We start from the raw sequence: 16680 nt of genomic DNA, 5'->3' as shown, positions 1-16680 counted from the left end.
GCGACGGAACGTTATTCCAGGAGGCCGCCGCCGTCGGTTTCGTTGCCGGCCGTCGTCTCGTTGCCGGTCATCGTTTCGTTGCCGGTCATGTTTCCGTCCATCGTCTCAGTGCCCGTCATGTTCCCCGTCTCGTTACCCATGGGACTCTCTTCCGGCGATCCCATCGGGCTTTCCTCGGGCGAACCCATCGGACTCTCCTCGGGTGAGTCCATCGGGCTTTCTCCCTCGCCACCCGCGGGTGACTCGGCCGGACTTTCGCCGTCGGCCGGACTTTCGCCGTCGGCCGGGCTTTCTCCCTCGCCGGGGCTCGTTTCGTTCCCGCCTGGGCTTCCACAGCCGGCGATCGCGGCAGCACTGGCAGCGGCGAGACCTGTGATGACACGTCGTCTCGAGAGCCTGTCGTGCATAATGCACCCAGGCGTACCACGAACGCAGGGATAAACCGGCCCGGTCGTTGCTGGCCGCCCCCGGCGGTAACAACTGTTTCGAACTGTTTCAAGGCGAGTTGGCTGCGCTTACTCAACTGGCCTCAACCCCGCAAGGACCACTAAGGGCACACGCGTGGCCTGCCATACACGGACGATGTGCCCTCTCCGCGTCGGTTTGATCCTCGCAACTGTCGCGCTCGTGGGAACTGCTCCGGCGGCCAGCGGAAGTGTCGTCGACGCTGGCCCGAACGTGACGCTCTCCGGGGCCGGCGTCATCGCGGCCGACGGCAACCAGACCCTGATCGCGACGTGGCAGCCGACGACCGTCGAGCTCTCGGTCGACGTGCCATCTACGCCCACCACCGTCTGCCTCCGCGTGAACACGTCTTCTCGGTCGCGGTTCCTCTCCTGCCAACGGCTGGTGAGCCCCGGCGTGAACCAGTCGGTCGCGTTCTCCGTGTCCGAGTGGCCAGCGAACCGCTCCGGGCGTGCGACCCTCGTCGCCACCCGCTCGCGGAACGGAACCGTCCAGTCCCGGACCACCAGCTCCGTGTTCCTGTTTTCCCCTGACGGCGATTGGGACGACGACGGCCTCGACAACCGCCGGGAACGCGAGCTCGGGACGAAACTGTTCGTCGCGGACACCGACCGGGACGGGCTCGCTGACGGGCGAGAACAGCGCACCTACAGAACGGACCCGAACGCGACCGACACGGACGGCGACGGCCTCGCCGACGGGGTGGAAGTGAACCGCTACGGGACGAACCCGAAGCAAGCCGATACCGACGGCGACGGCCTCGCCGACGGCACCGAAGTGACTACTTACGGGACAGATCCGACGGACCCCGACACGGACGACGACGGCGTGGGTGACAGCGTCGAGGTGAACCGCTACGGCACGAACCCGACCAAGGCAGACACGGACGAGGACGGCCTGGCGGACGGACCGGAAGTGAACGTCCACAACACGGATCCGCTCCGACGCGACACCGACGGGGACGGCCTCGACGACGGGCCGGAGGTCAACGAGTACGGCACGGACCCCACCGCGGCGGACACGGACGGCGACGGGTTCGCCGACGGTCCGGAAGTGAACCGCTACGGGACGAATCCGACGCGACCGAACGCGGCCGTCGACGGCCGGCCGGAGCCACGCTCCCAGACGCCGGCCGAGAACGCGCTCCCGACGGAACTGCTCCCGGCCTGGGTACCGGTGTCCGGACTGACGCTGTTCGCCGGCCTCCTCGTCGTGGGCTTCCTCGCGGGCGTCGGCGCCGTCCTCTGGCGAGCACGTCACGCGTCGCCCGCGGTGGCCCCACGATCACGGCAAGCTAACGGCGAGGCCGTCCCGACGGACCCCGCTGGCGAGTCGCTCGGCCATCCCGACGCGTGGCGCGTCATCCGCCTCCTCGAGGCACACGGCGGACGGCTCCCCCAATCCGAGATCGTCGCCCGCACCGACTGGTCGAAATCGAAGGTCAGTCGCGTGCTCTCTGCCATGGCCGAGGCCGATCAGATCCGCAAGATTCGCCTCGGCCGGGAGAACCTGGTCGCCAGACCCGGCGACGAACCCGACAGCGCCCGCGGCCCGTTCGAGGAGTGAGGCGAACCGGACCTGTCACCGCTCGACGGCGGCGTCCCGGAGTCGGCAGGGACGACCGTGCACCTGCCGGTCGTCGGTCGGGGTGTTCGGCAATCGTATACACCGGTGGTATGTCCCGCTCCAGGCAATCTCCGGGTCTGACGTCCCCTACTGTCGGCGGCGAGCCCTCCGTTCGAGACGTGTGGGACCATTGATCGTTTCACCCCTCTCTAGTTCGTCAAGTGTCGAGACCGAGTTTTATTATCGTCGAGGGAGTCGGCATGCACGATGAAAGCCGTTCAATTCAAGTCGCACGGAGACCGCGACGTTCTCGAATACAGTGAGTTTTCCGACCCAGACGTCGATCGAGACGAAGTACTGGTCGACGTGAAGGCCGGCGCGCTGAACCACCTGGATATCTGGACTCGCCGAGGGCTGCCGGGGATCGACCTCGACATGCCCCACATCCCGGGGAGTGACGCCGCCGGGGTCGTCGAGGAAGTCGGCGAGGACGTCACGCGATTCGAACCCGGCGATCGGGTGTGCGTGATTGCCGGGAAGAGCAGCGGGAACGACGAGTTCAGCCGGAAAGGCGACCCGACGCTGGCGCCGGATTTCCACATCATCGGCGAACACGTCCGCGGCGTTCACAGCGAGTACGCTGCACTGCCGGAAGCGAACCTCGCGCCCGTTCCCGAGGGCGTCGACTGGGAGACGGCCGCGGCCGCGCCGCTCGTGTTCCAGACTGCCTGGCGCATGCTCCGAGACCGCGGCGACCTGAAGGCCGGCGAGTCCGTCCTCGTCCTCGGGGCGTCCGGCGGCGTCGGCCACGCTGCCGTCCAGGTCGCCGACCACGCCGGGGCGGAGGTGTTCGCGACCGCGAGCTCCGAGGAGAAGCTCAGCTACGCGGAGGAACTCGGCGCAGACCACACCATCAACTACGAGGAGGAGGACTTCGCGAGCGAGATCCGCGACCTGACTGACGGCCGCGGCGTCGACATGGTCGTCGACCACGTCGGCGCACAGACCTGGCAGTCCTCGCTCAAGAGCCTCGCCAAAGGCGGACGCGTCGTCACGTGCGGCGCGACGACGGGCGGCAACCCCGAAACGGACATCAACCGCATCTTCTGGAACCAGCTCTCGGTCATCGGGTCGACGATGGCGACGCCCGGCCAGGCCGAGGAAGCGCTCGAACTCGTCTGGGACGGCACGTTCGAGCCGCGCATCCGCGAGACGCTTCCGATGAGCGAGGCATCCCGCGCCCACGAACTGCTCGAAAACCGCGAGGGCTTCGGTAAGGTCGTCGTTATTCCGGACAGCGAACAGTAGGTACCTCCTTCTCCTCGTTCGGAGCGGGGTCGGTGCGCGAGGACCGCCTGTCGGGGGTCGCGCTGTCAGCCGCGCCGACGATCCCGCGTGGGTTCCGAGACGTGCCGCTTTTCTCGCTCCCGTTCCTGCGTTCGGTATGAAGAGTCTCGAAGCCGAACTCGCCGACGCGCGCGACCTCGACGTGACGGCGATCGCGGACGCCATCGAGTCGATCGGCTTCGAGTGCACGCGCTGTGGGGCGTGCTGCAAGGCCATCGAGTGCGGCGACGAAGACGCCGGGGACGGAGCGGCGGACGAACACACAGCCACGGTGTTCCCCGACGAAATCCGCCGTCTCCAGGGAGCCGACGACGAGTACGACTTCCGCGACGTCGCCCGGCCGATGCCTTACGGTCTCTCCGAGGGCGCGGACGGGCCGGAGGGCGAGACGTTCGAGTGGTCACTCCAGACCGACGACTGCGGCGACTGCACGTTCTACACCGAAGACGAAGACGGGATGGGCGCCTGCTCGGTCCACGGTGATCGCCCGCTCATCTGCCGGACCTATCCGTTCAGCGTCGCCCTCGGCGGGACGAGCCAGCCGATGGGAGAGGCCGTCGACCGGGAAGGGATGGTCCGCGCCCACGAGTGCGAGGGGCTCGGGCGGGAGATCGACCGCGCCGAAGCGGAGTCGCTCGCCGAAGCGCTCAAAGAGCGAGCCGTCCGCGAACTCGAAGAAGCGATCGCGGTCAGGGACAACTACGACCCCGTCGAACCGGAACCGGGCGAGGTGGTCGTCCACGACTCGGAGGGGCAGAAGCGACCCGACGGGACGCCGCTGGACCGCTGAACCGGGGCGAACCCGCCGAGTTCGACTTCGAACGGCCGAGGGACGGGCAAGTTCTTTAATAGCGGGGTTCTATGACGCCGAATGGAGGTCTAACCTTGGAAATCTCTGAGAAACTGCTGTGTCTGTTCAGTGCTGAGGTCGACGACGCGGACGACACGTACACGATCGAGGTCCCGCAACGGGAGATCGAAACGGGGTCCATCGACCCCGGCGAGACCTATCGGGTCGCGCTCATCGCCAGCGAACGGGAGGAACCCACCGAGACGGCCGAGACGGAGGAGCCGTCCGGTGAGCCACAGCCGCCCGTCGAAGCCGGTGAGATCCGCTACGTCGAGATCGAAGACATCGGCAAACAGGGCGACGGCATCGCTCGGGTCGAACGGGGCTACGTCATCATCGTCCCCGGCGCCGACATCGGCGAACGCGTCAAGGTCGAAATCACCGAGGTCAAGTCGAACTTCGCCGTCGGCGAAATCATCGAAGAGGACATCTGATCTCGTTATCCGCACGTACCAACAGCGGCCCGACACCGTCGTCCGTCCCCGATCTGGACTGACTTTGATCCGCAAAACCGCACGACGGCAGCCGATTAACTCACTCTACCAAACCCGCTAAGGAACAGGTCGTGGTACGGGAATATATGAGCACGACAGTAGCGACGACCGGCGCACAGTCGGACGCGGCCCTCTCGGAGAAACAACAGCGCATCCTCGAGTACCTCAGAGCGAACGCCGACACGCAGACCTACTTCAAATCTCGTCTCATCGGCGACGAACTCGACATGTCGGCCAAAGAGGTCGGCACCAACATGCCTGCCCTCCAGAACGGCGAGTTCGACGTCGACGTCGAGAAGTGGGGCTACTCCTCCTCGACGACCTGGAAAGTCACGACGTGATCGCGGTCCTCCGCCAGCGCTGACCAACCAGCGGCCGGCTCTACTCGTGTTCGAGGGTGTGAACTGGGGACGTTAGGGGTCGTACTGGACTAACTCGGCGGCGTTCGCGGCCAACGCCGTGGCGTCTTCGTCGAACGAGTCCGCGTAGCGAACCAGCAGGAGCAAGACGACTTCGGGGTTCTGGACCGCGTACCCGTCCTCGCGCGAGAGGAGGCCGGAGTTTTCGAGTTCGTTCGCGTATTTGCTGATCGTCGGCGCAGAGACGCCGATCTCGTCGGCCAGTTCGCCGGCCGTCGCGTCCGGATTCGCCAACAGCGTCGTGAGCATCCCGCGCGGCGTCTCGCGCCGGAGATAGCCCAGCGCGACCTGCTCGAACTCGGAGAAGCGGTCGGCCGGGAAAAAGCGGCTGTAGTCCCCGTCCTTCCGGCTCTCGACCGCACCGGCGCGTTTGAGCCGGCGCAAGTGATGCTGCGTTTCGCCGGTTCCCAGCTGGAGATCGTCCCGGATCTTCGAGAAGTGTGCGCCGGGGGTCGCGGCGACGTACCCCGCGAGTGCGTCCCGAGCGTCGCTGCTGCCCTCGCTGTCGCTCTCTGCGCGGAACTTCGCGAGTGGACTCGCTGCACCAAGGGCGGCGAAGCGACGGAGGGTCGCTCGCTTGGACTCGTCCACCCCCTCCTTTACCATATCCAACAATAGAATAGAGACGCGTAAAACCGCTTCGGCTACGGGTAGCTACCCGCTACTTGCCACTCGATTGTCCGTCGGATCCACCGGCGCCGTCCGACCCGGTGTCGTCCGGGGACTCCATCTCCGCGTCCATCTCGTCGATCACGTCGTCGGGATCTTTGATGTCCGCCGGGTCCTCGCCGGCTTTGATCGCCTGGGCCTGTTCCTCCATGGCTTCGACGTCGACTTCGGCTTCCTCGTCGATCTGGCCGAGGATCTCCTCGATGTCGTCGAGGCCGAGCATCTCGCGGGTCGACTCGTCGAAGTCCAGGCTGTCGAGCGATTCGCCGTTGGCCTTCACGTCGCTGCCGGTGAGGTGCTTGCCGTAGCGACCCACCAGCGAGGACAGTTCCTGCGGGAGGACGAACGTCGTGGACTCGCCCTGGCCGATCTCCGAGAGCGTCTCCATCCCTTTCTCGATGACTGCGCGTTCGCCCATCGACTCGGCGGACTTCGCGCGTAGGACCGTGGAGATGGCGTCACCCTGCGCTTCGAGGATCTGGCTCTGCTTTTCACCCTGGGCGCGGATGATGTTGGACTGCTTGTCACCCTCCGCGGTCTCGACGGCGGAGCGGCGTTCACCCTGGGCTTCCAGGATCATCGCGCGGCGGCGACGCTCGGCGGAGGTCTGCTGTTCCATCGCCTGCTGGACGTCCTGGGAGGGGTTGACCTCGCGGACCTCGACGCTCTCGACGCGGACGCCCCACTCGTCGGTGGGCTCGTCCAGTTCCTTGCGGATGCGCGCGTTGATCTCCTGGCGCTTGTTGAGCGTGTCGTCGAGTTCCATGTCGCCCAGCACGGCGCGGAGCGTGGTCTGCGCGAGGTTCGAGACGGCGCGCTTGTAGTCGTCGACTTCGAGGAACGCCTTCCGGGCGTCCATGACCTTGATGTAGACGACGGCGTCCGCGGTGACGGGGGAGTTGTCCCGGGTGATCGCTTCCTGGCGCGGGACGTCGAGCGTCTGTGTGCGCATGTCGAACGCGTAGGTGCGCGAGACGAACGGTGGGACGAAGTTGATCCCGGGTTCGAGCAGTTTGCGGTACTCGCCGAAGACCGTCAGCGCCCGCTTCTCGTAGGCGTTGACGATCTCGACCATCTTGTAGACGGTGACGACGGCGATCAGGAGCAGGATGATGACGACCAGTCCGATCGGGCCGCCAGTCTGCAGTGGTATCACGGGGTGCATTGTTTCGAGATTAGCGCGACCGACAGAAAAGCATTCGGTAGGGAGTGTCCCTCGTCGTGATGGTTGGGACGAGAGTGCAAGGAAAGTCGACGGGCCGGACACACTAACCGGCCCGTCAGGTTGTGGACAACGAACTGGGCTTGACACCAGTGGTGAACAGCCACGTTCACGCCAGCATTCGCTGACCCGGAGCCGATGATTCGTCTGTGGGCTGTCGTCTTACCACCTCTCCCGGGCAGGGCCTTCGCCCGCTCGTTTCAGTTCTGGTTTCCCGCCCGAGACGCCCATTACTGGACGATCATCGCGGAAAGTCCCTCGAACACTGTACGACCATCGCCTGTTGTACATTACATCTACACGTATGGCCAGGGATGGTGATAAGTGTTGGGTATAAGGGAAGTAATATAAGATATTACCATGGGTCTGTGTTCTGAATCGGGCCCGATCTGGTCGATTGTGGTGTGTTTCTCGGATCGCGTGGACGATCGAAAAGAATATCGGTGGCTGTCGGACGGGGACTGTGACGTCTGACGGAAAATCGGCGCAGCGAAATCAGGCGGCGTCGGCGTCCGGGTCGCGTTCGGTCGCGCTCTCGGTGTCTGCGGCTTTCGCGCTCTCGCGGGCGAGTTCGCGGTCGATGTCGTCTTCGATGTCGTCGATGGCTTCGACGGTTACGACGTTGCCGCCGCCGGGGTCGATGACGATGACCTCGACGCCTTCGGCGATCTCGCCGTCGACGCAGCGAGCGCGGTAGTGGGGATTGAAGCCGCCACTGTCGAGTTTCACCTCGCCGCTGGTCTCGGTGACGCGCTCGGTGACGCGACCGGTCTTGCCACGCAGGGAGTCCGAGTCGCTGGTCTGGCCGGTGCCTTTGCCGCCGTAGAAGTCGAACTGGCGGTAGCCGTAGAGGGTGATCCCGCCCACGACGATGACGAGGGCTGCGAGGATCAGCGGGGCGAAAATGCCCAGGCCCGGAGGCAAGAGCAGCCCGGCCAGCCCCGCCACCAGCAACGCCACGCCGAGGACGATGAAGTGCGCGCCCGGTGCGAGGGCCTCGCCGATGACGAGAAGCGCCCCCGCGACCACGAGCAGCAGTGAGAGACTCTCTCCAAGGACGGGCTCTGCCATGCTCTCTGGTAAGTGCGCCCCGGGGTTAAGCTTCGGGGTTGGGGTCTGCTCGCCCCGAAATCGCCGCTCGTCAGATGAGGCCTGCGACCACCATGAAGAAGACGACCGTCGTCGTCGCCCCCAGGACGACGAACACCGCGTTTTCCATCGTGGGCGAGCCCGGTTCCAGTTCGTCGTCGAGGCCACCGATCTGGCCGGCGACGTTGCCACTCGACTCCTGTTCCGGCGCGTCGTCGTCGGTACCGGTCACGTCACCTTCGCCGTTGCCCCTGCGCTCGGCCGTTCCCGGGCCGTCGTCAGGGAACTCGTCGACCGAGTAGCGCCACTGTTCGTCGTCGGACATGCGTCAGTGTAGGAGCCTCACGACCAAAAGCCCACGGCCCGCGGTCCTACTGGATCTTCGAGCCGAGCGGGGCGTCCTCGTGGGTCGTCAGCAGGTCCGCCTCGTCGCCGGCGGCCAGGATCATGCCGTTGGATTCGACACCGAACAGCTCCGCTTTCTCCATGTTCGCCAGCAAGACCACGCGCGTGCCTGGCAGTTCGTCCAGGTCGTGCAGCTGTTTGATGCCGGCGACGACCTGGCGGGTCTCGACGCCGATGTCGACTTCGAGGCGGGCGAGCTTGTCCGAGTCCTCGATCGGTTCTGCCGTCTCGATCTCCCCGACGCGCATGTCGAGGTCGCCGAAGTCGTCGAAGCTGATCCGTTCCTCAGTCAGTGATTCGGGTTCGAAGTCCATGGATTCTGTGTCGTCTTCTTCGTCCTCGTCTTCAGTCGCTTCCGCGACGCGCTCCTGGAGTTTCTCGTTCAGTTCCGCGATACGTTCGTCCTCGATCTTGCCGAACAGCTCCTCGGGCTCGTCGAAGGTCGCGGGCGGCGTCGCGAGCGCCTCGTCCAGTTCCGCTGTGGCGACGGCGCCGTCCTCGCCGAGCTGGTCCCAGAGGGCTTCGGCCTTCTCGGGCATGACCGGCTGCATCAGTACGGCGATGGCCTTCGCGAGCTGGACGCAGTCGCGGATGACCTGGGCTGCCTTTTCGGGCTCGTCGTCGGTGAGCTTCCAGGGCTCGTTGCGCTGGATGTACTCGTTGCCGTAGTCGGCCAGGTCGATCGCGACCGCACCGACGTCACGGATGCGGTACTCGTTGAGCGCGTCCTCGAACTCCGCGATGGACTCCTCGATGCGCTCGCGGACCTCGTCGCTCACCTCCGCGTCCGGTGTGCCCTCGTAGTTGCGCACGGCGAACAGCAGCGAGCGGTAACAGAAGTTCCCGAGGTTGCCCACGAGTTCGCCGTTGACGCGCTCGGCGAAGCGGTCCCAGGAGAAGTCCACGTCCGTCTCCAGGCCGCTGCCGTTGACCATGTAGTACCGGAACAGGTCCGGGTGGAACCCTTCCTCGAGGTACTCGTCTGCCCACACCGCCCGATTTCGGGAGGTCGAGAGGGCCTTCCCGTCGATGCCGACGAAGCCCGTCGCCAGAATCGCGCGCGGTTCGTTGTAGCCTGCCCCGCGGAGCATCGCGGGCCAGAACACGGCGTGGTGCTGGATGATGTCCCGACCGATGACGTGGACGATCTCCCCGCTCTCTGCACTCGCGAGTTCGTCCTCGCTGTCGACCGTCCAGACCTCCTCCCAGTCGTACTCCTCGGGACCCACGCGGTCGGTGTACTTCTTGGTCGAGGAGACGTACTCGATGGGCGCGTCGACCCACACGTACAGGACGAGGTCCTCGGCTTCGTCGTCGTCACCTGGGTAGTCGATCCCCCAGTCCATGTCGCGGGTGATACAGAGGTCCTGCAGCTCTCCTTCGATCCACTCGCGGGGCTGGTTCTTGGCGTTGTCAGTCCCCTCGACGCGGTCGATGAACTCCTGAAGGTAGTCCTGGAAGTCAGCGAGCCGGAGGAACTTGTGCTCGCGCTCGCGGTACTCGGCGTCGTTTCCGGTGAGCGTCGAGACGGGGTCTTCGACCTCGCCGGGTTCGAGGTGGCGCTGACACCCCTCGTCGCACTCGTCGCCGCGGGCGTGCTCGCCGCAGTACGGGCAGGTGCCCTCGACGAGGCGGTCGGGCAGCCACTGGTCGGCCTCGGGGTCGTAGGCGACCTGGATCTCTTTCTCGATGACGTGGTCGCCGTCGATCCACTCCCGGACGAACTCCTGGGTCGTTTCGACGTTGGTCTCGTCGTGGGTGTGGCCGTAGTTGTCGAACTCGACGTTGAACTGCGGGAAGGTTCGCTCGTACTGTTCGTGGTACTCGAGGGCGAACTCCTCGGGGGAGACGCCCTCCTTGGCGGCGTTGACGGCGATGGGCGTCCCGTGCATGTCGGACCCGCAGACGAAGGCAGTCTGCTGGCCGACGCGCCGGAGCGCGCGGGCGATGGTGTCGCCGGTCACGTATCCTCGCAGGTGACCGACGTGGAGATCGCCGTTGGCGTAGGGCAACCCCACCGTCACGACGGCGGGAGTGTCCGTCGGAAATGGCTCGTGGCTCATGTGTGTCTCCGTACCGCCATACAGACCTAAAATCCGCTGGTTCGACACCGGGGCCGGGCCGAGCGAAAGACCGATACGAGTGACCGCTCACTCGCCGGTATGAGCGACGAGACGGTGCCGCCCGACGCCAAGGCGGAGATCGCCGCGGCCGTGCGCCAGGCCCTCGCCGACCACGGCTACGCCCGGCTCACGACGCAGAAGATCGCCGCCCAGAGCGAGAAGAGCGAGGCGGGACTGTACTACTACTACGACTCGAAAGACGAGATGATCGCCGCGTTCCTCGAGACCACGACGGCGTACCTCGCCGAGGCGCTGGCGGCCGATGACGCCGCCGATCCGGAGACGCAACTCCGCGCGGCCTGCGACCGCCTCTTCGTCAGCCGGGAGAACGAGGAAGCCAGCGGCGTCAACATCGCCGTCATGGAACTGCTCTCGCACGCCCCGTACAACGAGACCCTCCGTGAGCCGCTGCTGGAACTCGAGGGGAACACCCTCGACCATCTCGAAGGCATCATCTCCGCAGGCGTCGACCAGGGCGTCTTCCGCGAGGTCGATCCCCGCGGGACGGCCGCGTTCATCCTCGCCGCCGCGAACGGGTCGACCGGATTCTACCTGGCGCTCGGCATGGACGACGCCGGCAATCGGCTCCGCGACCGCGTCGACGCCTACGTCGACTCGCTACTGGCTGCCGACCACTGAGCGGACCGGCCACCAGTCAGCTCTGTCTAACCAGCCACTCGTCCCCGTCCCGCTCGACGACCGCGTCAAACAGGGTCGTCAGCGTCGCGATGGTCTGGTCGTCATGGGCCCTCGGGTCGAGGTGGACGTGCGCGCTCGCCCCGGCGGCCATGAATCGTCCGGTGAGCGTGTGCAGGAAGCGGAACACTCGATCCGTCTCCGTGTACTGTAACAGTACTGTCAGCGAGTCCAGACAGGCCGTGATCGGCGCGTCGTCGTCCGCCCAGCGGTCGAGATAGCGCGAGACGGCGATGCCGACTCCGGTCAGATCACCGGCAGCGACGTGGGTCTCGTGGACGCCCTCGGGGAGCGTCTCGTCCGGCGTCGCCTGACTCTCCGGGCAGATGATCGCCAGTGACGCCGGGAGAGCGTCGTTGTGATCGCGCCACCCCTCGACGATGTCCCTCGGTCGTCGCTTGTACGCGATCGTCAGGGCGTGTTGTTGTGCTGGCGTCGCTGTCGACAGCGTGTCGAAACAGAGTCCACTCCGCTCGATTTCGGTCGGCGATGCGAGAAGCAGCACCCGCGACTGCTCGCGCAACGCTCGTGTTGCGTGTGTTTCCATCCCCCAACCTCTGTGTCGACGTTAGTTGTTGGCTCAGGAATAGGTTTCGGTGTGTCAGGTCCGACTGGTCGGCCTCAGACGATCGCAACCGCACCGAGGCCGAACAGGAACAGCGTGACGATGAGTCGGCCGACGCTGCCGACGAACGTCGCCAGTCCGAACAACACGTGATCCTCTTCCAGGACGGTGAACGCGTAGATCGAGAGCGTGTCCGGGAAGCCAGGGACGCAGAGCGCCAGGGCGAGGCCGACGTAGCCGTACTGCTGTGCCAACTGCACGGTCTTGCGCTCGGACCAGGCCACGACGTCGATGCGCGAGCTGCGGAGGGCGCTGATGATCGGCCCGGACTGTTTGGCCTTCTGGCCGAGATGGAACGCCATGACGCTGCCGGCCGCTTTCGCCGCCCCGCTGATGAGGATCACCAGCACGAGATTCACTTCGTGGGGCAGTCCCAGCTGGAGGTGGGTGACAGGGAGGAGGACGACTTCACTGGGCAGCGGGAGGACGGCAGCGATGAGAAACGAGTAGACGGCGATAATTCCCAGTCCTGCCGGTCCAGTCGCGGTTCGGACTGCTGCTTCCAGGGTGTGCATCGTCCCCTGGAGGACGCCGTCGAGTGCGAGGACCAACGCTGACGCCACGTACCCAGTTTTCTTCACCCGGTGGTGTAAGCGTTAATATTTTCTCTCTATAGGAACAAATTGACAGGTCAGAACCAGTCCAGGTCCGCGACGAACGACCGGAGCATCGACTTCGTCACGTGGGGCATACAGACCACGCGCATCTCGTCGGCGCCGGTCTTGGAGATCCGCCAGCCGCGGCGACGCAGGTCCTCCGTGACCGGCATCGTCATGTCGGCGGCGACGATCGGGAGTTCCGGTTCGACGACGTCGTGCCCGCGCGCGGCCAGTTGCTCGGCCAGCCACTCGGCGTTCTCCATCGACTCGTAGTACTGCCTGCGGTAGCCCATGGGCCACAGTTCCTCCATCGCGGCGACGGCGCTGGCGACGCCCGCGCCGCTCCGGGTGCCCGTCAGCGTCGCCTGTGATTTCGACTCCAGATACGGCGTGTCGACGGCGAGTTCGTCGAGCAACGCCTGCGAGTGGGTGAGCAGCCCGCCAGCCGGGACGGCAGCCTGCCCCATCTTGTGCGGGTCGATGGTGATGGTGTCGACGTCGGCGTGGCCGAAGTGCCACCGCTTCTCGGTGAACGGCAGCACGAACCCGCCCCAGGCGGCGTCGACGTGACAGAGCGCGTCGTTGTCCCGCGCGAGGTCGGCGATCGCCGGGATGGGATCGACGCGGCCGTACTCGGTCGAGCCGGCGACGCCGATGACGACCACGGTGTCGTCGTCGACGAGTTCCGCCATCGCTTCCATGTCGGCGCGGTGGTCGGCGTCGGTCGGCGCCGTCCGCAACTCGACGTTGAGCAGGTCGGCCGCCTTGTTGAAACTGAAGTGGGCGCTCTCGGGCGCGACCATGTTCGGCCGGTCGGTGTCGGCCCGGTTGCGCGCGATCCGAACCGCCTGAATGTTCGCTTCGGTGCCCCCACTGGCGATGTACCCCTCGGGATTCGGGAGGCCGGTGATCGTCCCCAACATCTCGACGGCCTCGGTCTCTAGCTCGGAGACGGCTTCGTACGTGCCAGGGTCACCAGGATTCGTCGCGAGGAACCGCTCTGCGGCCTCGCGTGCCCTGGGGTGTGGCCTGGTACACATCGAAGAAAGAACCCGACTGAAATCCTGCGGTTCGACCCGCTGCATATGTCAGACAGCATGTGCCACAGTGGTTTAGCCGTTGCGTTCGCTCTGTGGACTGCTGGCACAGCACCCGGTCGCCGTACTGCGGGCCTGTCACCGTCAGCCGGCGTGGTGCGCCTCGCGGAACACGGCCGCCATCTCCTCGTCGAGCCCGTCGATGACGTCGTTGATCTGCCCGCGGAGGGCCTCTTTGCGCTGTTCGAGTTCGTCGACTTCCTGCGTCTCCTCGAGTCCGTGCTGGCTGAGCTGAGACTTGAGCGTCGCGTACGTCTTGACGACCGCGTTGTACTCAGACAGCAACTCCTCGTACTCGTCCAGTAACAGCAGTTCCTCAACGGTGTCGGCGAGCGCCTCCTGTGACACTGGTTTGGTGAGGTAATCGTCGAAGGGCATTTCGACGATCTCTCCCGCCGGGTCGACTGCGGTCACCATCACGACCCGGCAGTCGTACTCCATGTCCTGGATGTGCTCGAGCACCTCGTCGCCCGACAGCCCGGGCATGCGACGGTCGAGCAACACGACGTCGATGCTCGAATCGAGCGTGACGAGCGCTTCACCACCGCTCGAAGCGAGCAGGATCTCGTAGTCCGAATCCAGATAGAGTTGATACGACTCGGCGACGTTCTCCTCGTCTTCGACGATGAGAATCGTGGGTCGCTCCCCGGTCGGCATTACTCGCCGTCTTTCCCGTATACGTCAAAAAGGATTGGCGTGAGTTCGACGGACGAAATCGTCCGTAGTCAGCGCACCGAATCGAGGATGAGCTTCTGCTCGATGCGCTTGACCTCGTGCTGGACGTCGCGGACGGCGTCGATGTTCGCCGAGATGGACGTGGCACCCTCGTTGACGAGGTGGTTGACCATCCGCGGCTTCGAGCCGGCCTGGCCGCAGATCGACGTGTCGACGTCGTACTCGCGGCAGGTCTGTATGGTCTGGCTGATGAGTTCGAGCACACCCGGATGGAGTTCGTCGAAGCGGCCGGCGACGTTCTCGTTGTTGCGGTCGACCGCGAGCGTGTACTGCGTGAGGTCGTTCGTCCCGAAGGAGGCGAAGTCGATGCCGGTCTGGGCCATCTTCTCGACTCCGAGCGCGGCGGCGGGGGTCTCGATCATCACGCCCCAGCGGCGCTTCGCGGGGTCGATGCCGACCTCTTTCATCAGCGCTTTCGCGCGCGTGACGTCTTCGACGTCGTTGACCAGCGGCAGCATGAGCTCGACGTTGTCGTAGCCCATCTCCCACAGCTGGCGGAACGCCTCCAGTTCGTGTTTGAACAGTTCCGGCCGGTCGAGGCTGCGACGGATGCCACGGTACCCCAGCATGGGGTTGTGTTCGTGTGGCTCGTCCTCGCCGCCTTCCAGCTGACGGAACTCGTCCGTCGGCGCGTCCAGCGTTCGCACGCGCACCGGGCGCGGGTAGAACTCGTCGGCGACGTTTCGGACGCCGTCGATGATCTCCTGGACGTAGGCTTCCTCGCCGTGATCCTCGATGTAGCGCTCGGGCGTCTTGTTCGTCGAGAGGATCATGTGCTCGATGCGGAGCAGTCCGACCCCGTCGGCACCCGTCGCGGCCGCGCGCTCTGCGGCCTCCGGGATAGAGACGTTGACCTTGACCTCGGTCGCGGTCATGGGCTTGACCGGCGTCTTCGGTCGGGCTTCCTCGATGGGCTCGGTCTCCTCGCTGGTCTCGACGCCCTCGCGGATGGTTCCCTTGTCGCCGTCGAGCGTGACCATCTGGTCGTCGCTGAGCGTCTCGGTCGCACCGCCCGTCCCGACGACGGCGGGGGCGCCGAGTTCGCGTGCGACGATCGCGGCGTGGGACGTCATTCCGCCTTCGCTCGTGACGATGCCGGCGGCGCGTTTCATCGCCGGCACCATGTCCGGCGTCGTCATCTCGGTGACGATGATGTCGCCCTCGCCGACCTTGTCGAGCTGGTCGAGCTTGTCGACGATGCGCACGGCGCCGGAGGCGATGCCCGGGCTCGCGCCCAGGCCCGAGAGGAGGACGTCGCCGTCCTCGTCGGACTTGCTCGCCTGTTTGGCACCGCTGCCGTCGGCGGTCGCGGCCTCGCCGTCGCTGTCGGCGATGGTGGTGATCGGTCGGGACTGGAGCATGTAGACCTCGCCCTCGAAGATCGCCCACTCGACGTCCTGTGGCGTGTCGTAGTGGTCCTCGACCTGCTCGCCGAGTTCACAGAGCCGGTCGATCTCGGCCTCCGAGAGGACGCGCTCGGTGCGCTTGTCCTCGGGAACCTCGATCTCGTCGGTCTCCCCGGTTTCGGGGTCCTTGTCGTACATCGTCTTCTTGTCCGCGACCTCGACGTCTGTGACCTCGCCGCTCGCACGGTCGATGACGTAGTTGTCGGGGGTCACGGAGCCGGAGACGACGCCCTCGCCGAGGCCCCACGCGGCCTCGATGATGATCTTGGGTTCACCGGTCGAGGGGTGACTGGTGAACATGACGCCGGATTTCTCGGCGGCGACCATCTGCTGGACGACCACGGCGATGTCGACGACGTCGTGGTCGAACCCCTGCTGCTCTCGGTAGTAGGTCGCCCGCTGGGTGAACAGGGAGGCCCAGCAGCGTTTCACGCGGTCGAGCAGGTCTTCGCCGGTGACGTTCAGGAACGTCTCCTGCTGTCCCGCGAACGATGCGTCGGGCAGGTCCTCGGCGGTCGCGGAGGAACGCACGGCGACGAACGCCTCGTCGCCGACCTCCTCGTAGGAGGCGAGGATCTCCTCTTTGAGATCCTCGGGTATCTCCGTCTCGAGAATGAGTTCCTTTGCGCGCGCTTCCGCTTCCGCGAGCGCCTTGGAGTCATCGGCGTCGACGTCGACAGCCTCGAACAACTCCTCGTCGATGCCCGTGTCCTCGATGAATCGTCGGTAGGTCCCCGCCGTGACGACGAACCCCGGGGGAACCGGCAGGCCTGCGGCCGTCAGTTCCCCTAACGAGGCCGCCTTCCCGCCAACTGATTCGAGGTCGTCTGCCCCGATTTCGTCCAGCCAGAGTACAGCCATGTCCTCACCTGT

Annotated in this window: 17 protein-coding genes; 6 read left to right on the top strand and 11 right to left on the bottom strand. The window is 65.7% G+C overall.

Annotation, left to right across the window (positions count from 1 at the left end):
* Positions 1-11 precede the first annotated feature (11 nt).
* Positions 12-407, bottom strand: a complete 396-nt coding sequence (locus MU553_RS04360; RefSeq protein ID WP_247376032.1) for a hypothetical protein — start codon at positions 405-407, stop codon at positions 12-14.
* Between the two features lie 196 nt (positions 408-603).
* On the opposite strand from MU553_RS04360, the gene MU553_RS04355 reads away from it, so the two are divergent.
* The 5 genes from MU553_RS04355 (at position 604) to MU553_RS04335 (ending at position 5063) form a co-directional block, all read left to right on the top strand.
* A complete protein-coding gene (locus MU553_RS04355) occupies positions 604-2031 on the top strand; it encodes a helix-turn-helix transcriptional regulator (protein ID WP_247376029.1) in 1428 nt (475 codons plus the stop codon).
* A 267-nt stretch (positions 2032-2298) separates the two neighbouring features.
* The gene (locus MU553_RS04350; RefSeq protein ID WP_247376026.1) at positions 2299-3339 is read left to right on the top strand and encodes a zinc-binding dehydrogenase; all 1041 of its coding nucleotides are present in this window, start codon (positions 2299-2301) and stop codon (positions 3337-3339) included.
* Between the two features lie 136 nt (positions 3340-3475).
* A complete protein-coding gene (locus tag MU553_RS04345) occupies positions 3476-4168 on the top strand; it encodes a YkgJ family cysteine cluster protein (protein ID WP_247376024.1) in 693 nt (230 codons plus the stop codon).
* 95 nt (positions 4169-4263) lie between these two features.
* Positions 4264-4662 (top strand): TRAM domain-containing protein, encoded by a 399-nt coding sequence (locus MU553_RS04340; protein ID WP_247376023.1) that lies wholly within the window; start codon positions 4264-4266, stop codon positions 4660-4662.
* A 146-nt stretch (positions 4663-4808) separates the two neighbouring features.
* Positions 4809-5063 carry a DUF7123 family protein gene (locus tag MU553_RS04335; protein ID WP_247376021.1) on the top strand — a complete coding sequence of 85 codons (255 nt, stop codon included), beginning with the start codon at positions 4809-4811 and terminating at the stop codon, positions 5061-5063.
* Between the two features lie 72 nt (positions 5064-5135).
* On the opposite strand, the gene MU553_RS04330 is transcribed toward MU553_RS04335, so the two are convergent.
* From MU553_RS04330 to metG, 5 genes are all read right to left on the bottom strand, one after another.
* Complete coding sequence (locus tag MU553_RS04330; protein WP_247376018.1) at positions 5136-5747, bottom strand: winged helix-turn-helix transcriptional regulator; 612 nt, start codon at positions 5745-5747, stop codon at positions 5136-5138.
* 55 nt (positions 5748-5802) lie between these two features.
* Positions 5803-6975, bottom strand: a complete 1173-nt coding sequence (locus MU553_RS04325) for an SPFH domain-containing protein (RefSeq protein WP_247376016.1) — start codon at positions 6973-6975, stop codon at positions 5803-5805.
* Between the two features lie 552 nt (positions 6976-7527).
* Positions 7528-8103: an NfeD family protein gene (locus MU553_RS04320; RefSeq protein ID WP_247376014.1), complete on the bottom strand. Its 576-nt coding sequence runs from the start codon at positions 8101-8103 to the stop codon at positions 7528-7530.
* Between the two features lie 70 nt (positions 8104-8173).
* Entirely contained in the window at positions 8174-8446 is a 273-nt protein-coding gene (locus tag MU553_RS04315) for a DUF7312 domain-containing protein (RefSeq protein WP_247376011.1), read from the bottom strand.
* A gap of 46 nt (positions 8447-8492) precedes the next feature.
* The gene (gene metG, locus MU553_RS04310; protein ID WP_247376009.1) at positions 8493-10589 is read right to left on the bottom strand and encodes a methionine--tRNA ligase; all 2097 of its coding nucleotides are present in this window, start codon (positions 10587-10589) and stop codon (positions 8493-8495) included.
* A 99-nt stretch (positions 10590-10688) separates the two neighbouring features.
* On the opposite strand from metG, the gene MU553_RS04305 reads away from it, so the two are divergent.
* Positions 10689-11288 carry a TetR/AcrR family transcriptional regulator gene (locus MU553_RS04305; RefSeq protein ID WP_247376008.1) on the top strand — a complete coding sequence of 200 codons (600 nt, stop codon included), beginning with the start codon at positions 10689-10691 and terminating at the stop codon, positions 11286-11288.
* Between the two features lie 16 nt (positions 11289-11304).
* Here MU553_RS04305 and MU553_RS04300 read toward each other — a convergent pair whose 3' ends face one another.
* The 5 genes from MU553_RS04300 to ppsA all read right to left on the bottom strand — a co-directional run bounded on the left by MU553_RS04300 (position 11305) and on the right by ppsA (position 16668).
* A complete protein-coding gene (locus MU553_RS04300; RefSeq protein ID WP_247376005.1) occupies positions 11305-11892 on the bottom strand; it encodes a DUF835 domain-containing protein in 588 nt (195 codons plus the stop codon).
* A 74-nt stretch (positions 11893-11966) separates the two neighbouring features.
* Positions 11967-12485, bottom strand: a complete 519-nt coding sequence (locus MU553_RS04295) for a YqaA family protein (RefSeq protein ID WP_247376140.1) — start codon at positions 12483-12485, stop codon at positions 11967-11969.
* Between the two features lie 116 nt (positions 12486-12601).
* The gene (mfnA, locus tag MU553_RS04290) at positions 12602-13654 is read right to left on the bottom strand and encodes a tyrosine decarboxylase MfnA (protein WP_247376003.1); all 1053 of its coding nucleotides are present in this window, start codon (positions 13652-13654) and stop codon (positions 12602-12604) included.
* 96 nt (positions 13655-13750) lie between these two features.
* Positions 13751-14323 (bottom strand): response regulator, encoded by a 573-nt coding sequence (locus MU553_RS04285; RefSeq protein ID WP_247376001.1) that lies wholly within the window; start codon positions 14321-14323, stop codon positions 13751-13753.
* 68 nt (positions 14324-14391) lie between these two features.
* Complete coding sequence (gene ppsA / locus MU553_RS04280; protein ID WP_247375998.1) at positions 14392-16668, bottom strand: phosphoenolpyruvate synthase; 2277 nt, start codon at positions 16666-16668, stop codon at positions 14392-14394.
* Positions 16669-16680: the final 12 nt, after the last annotated feature.

It is taken from the genome of Halorientalis brevis (assembly GCF_023077655.1).
The sequence above is the reverse complement of the archived record's forward strand: the minus strand, read 5'-3'. Positions and strand labels throughout refer to the sequence as shown.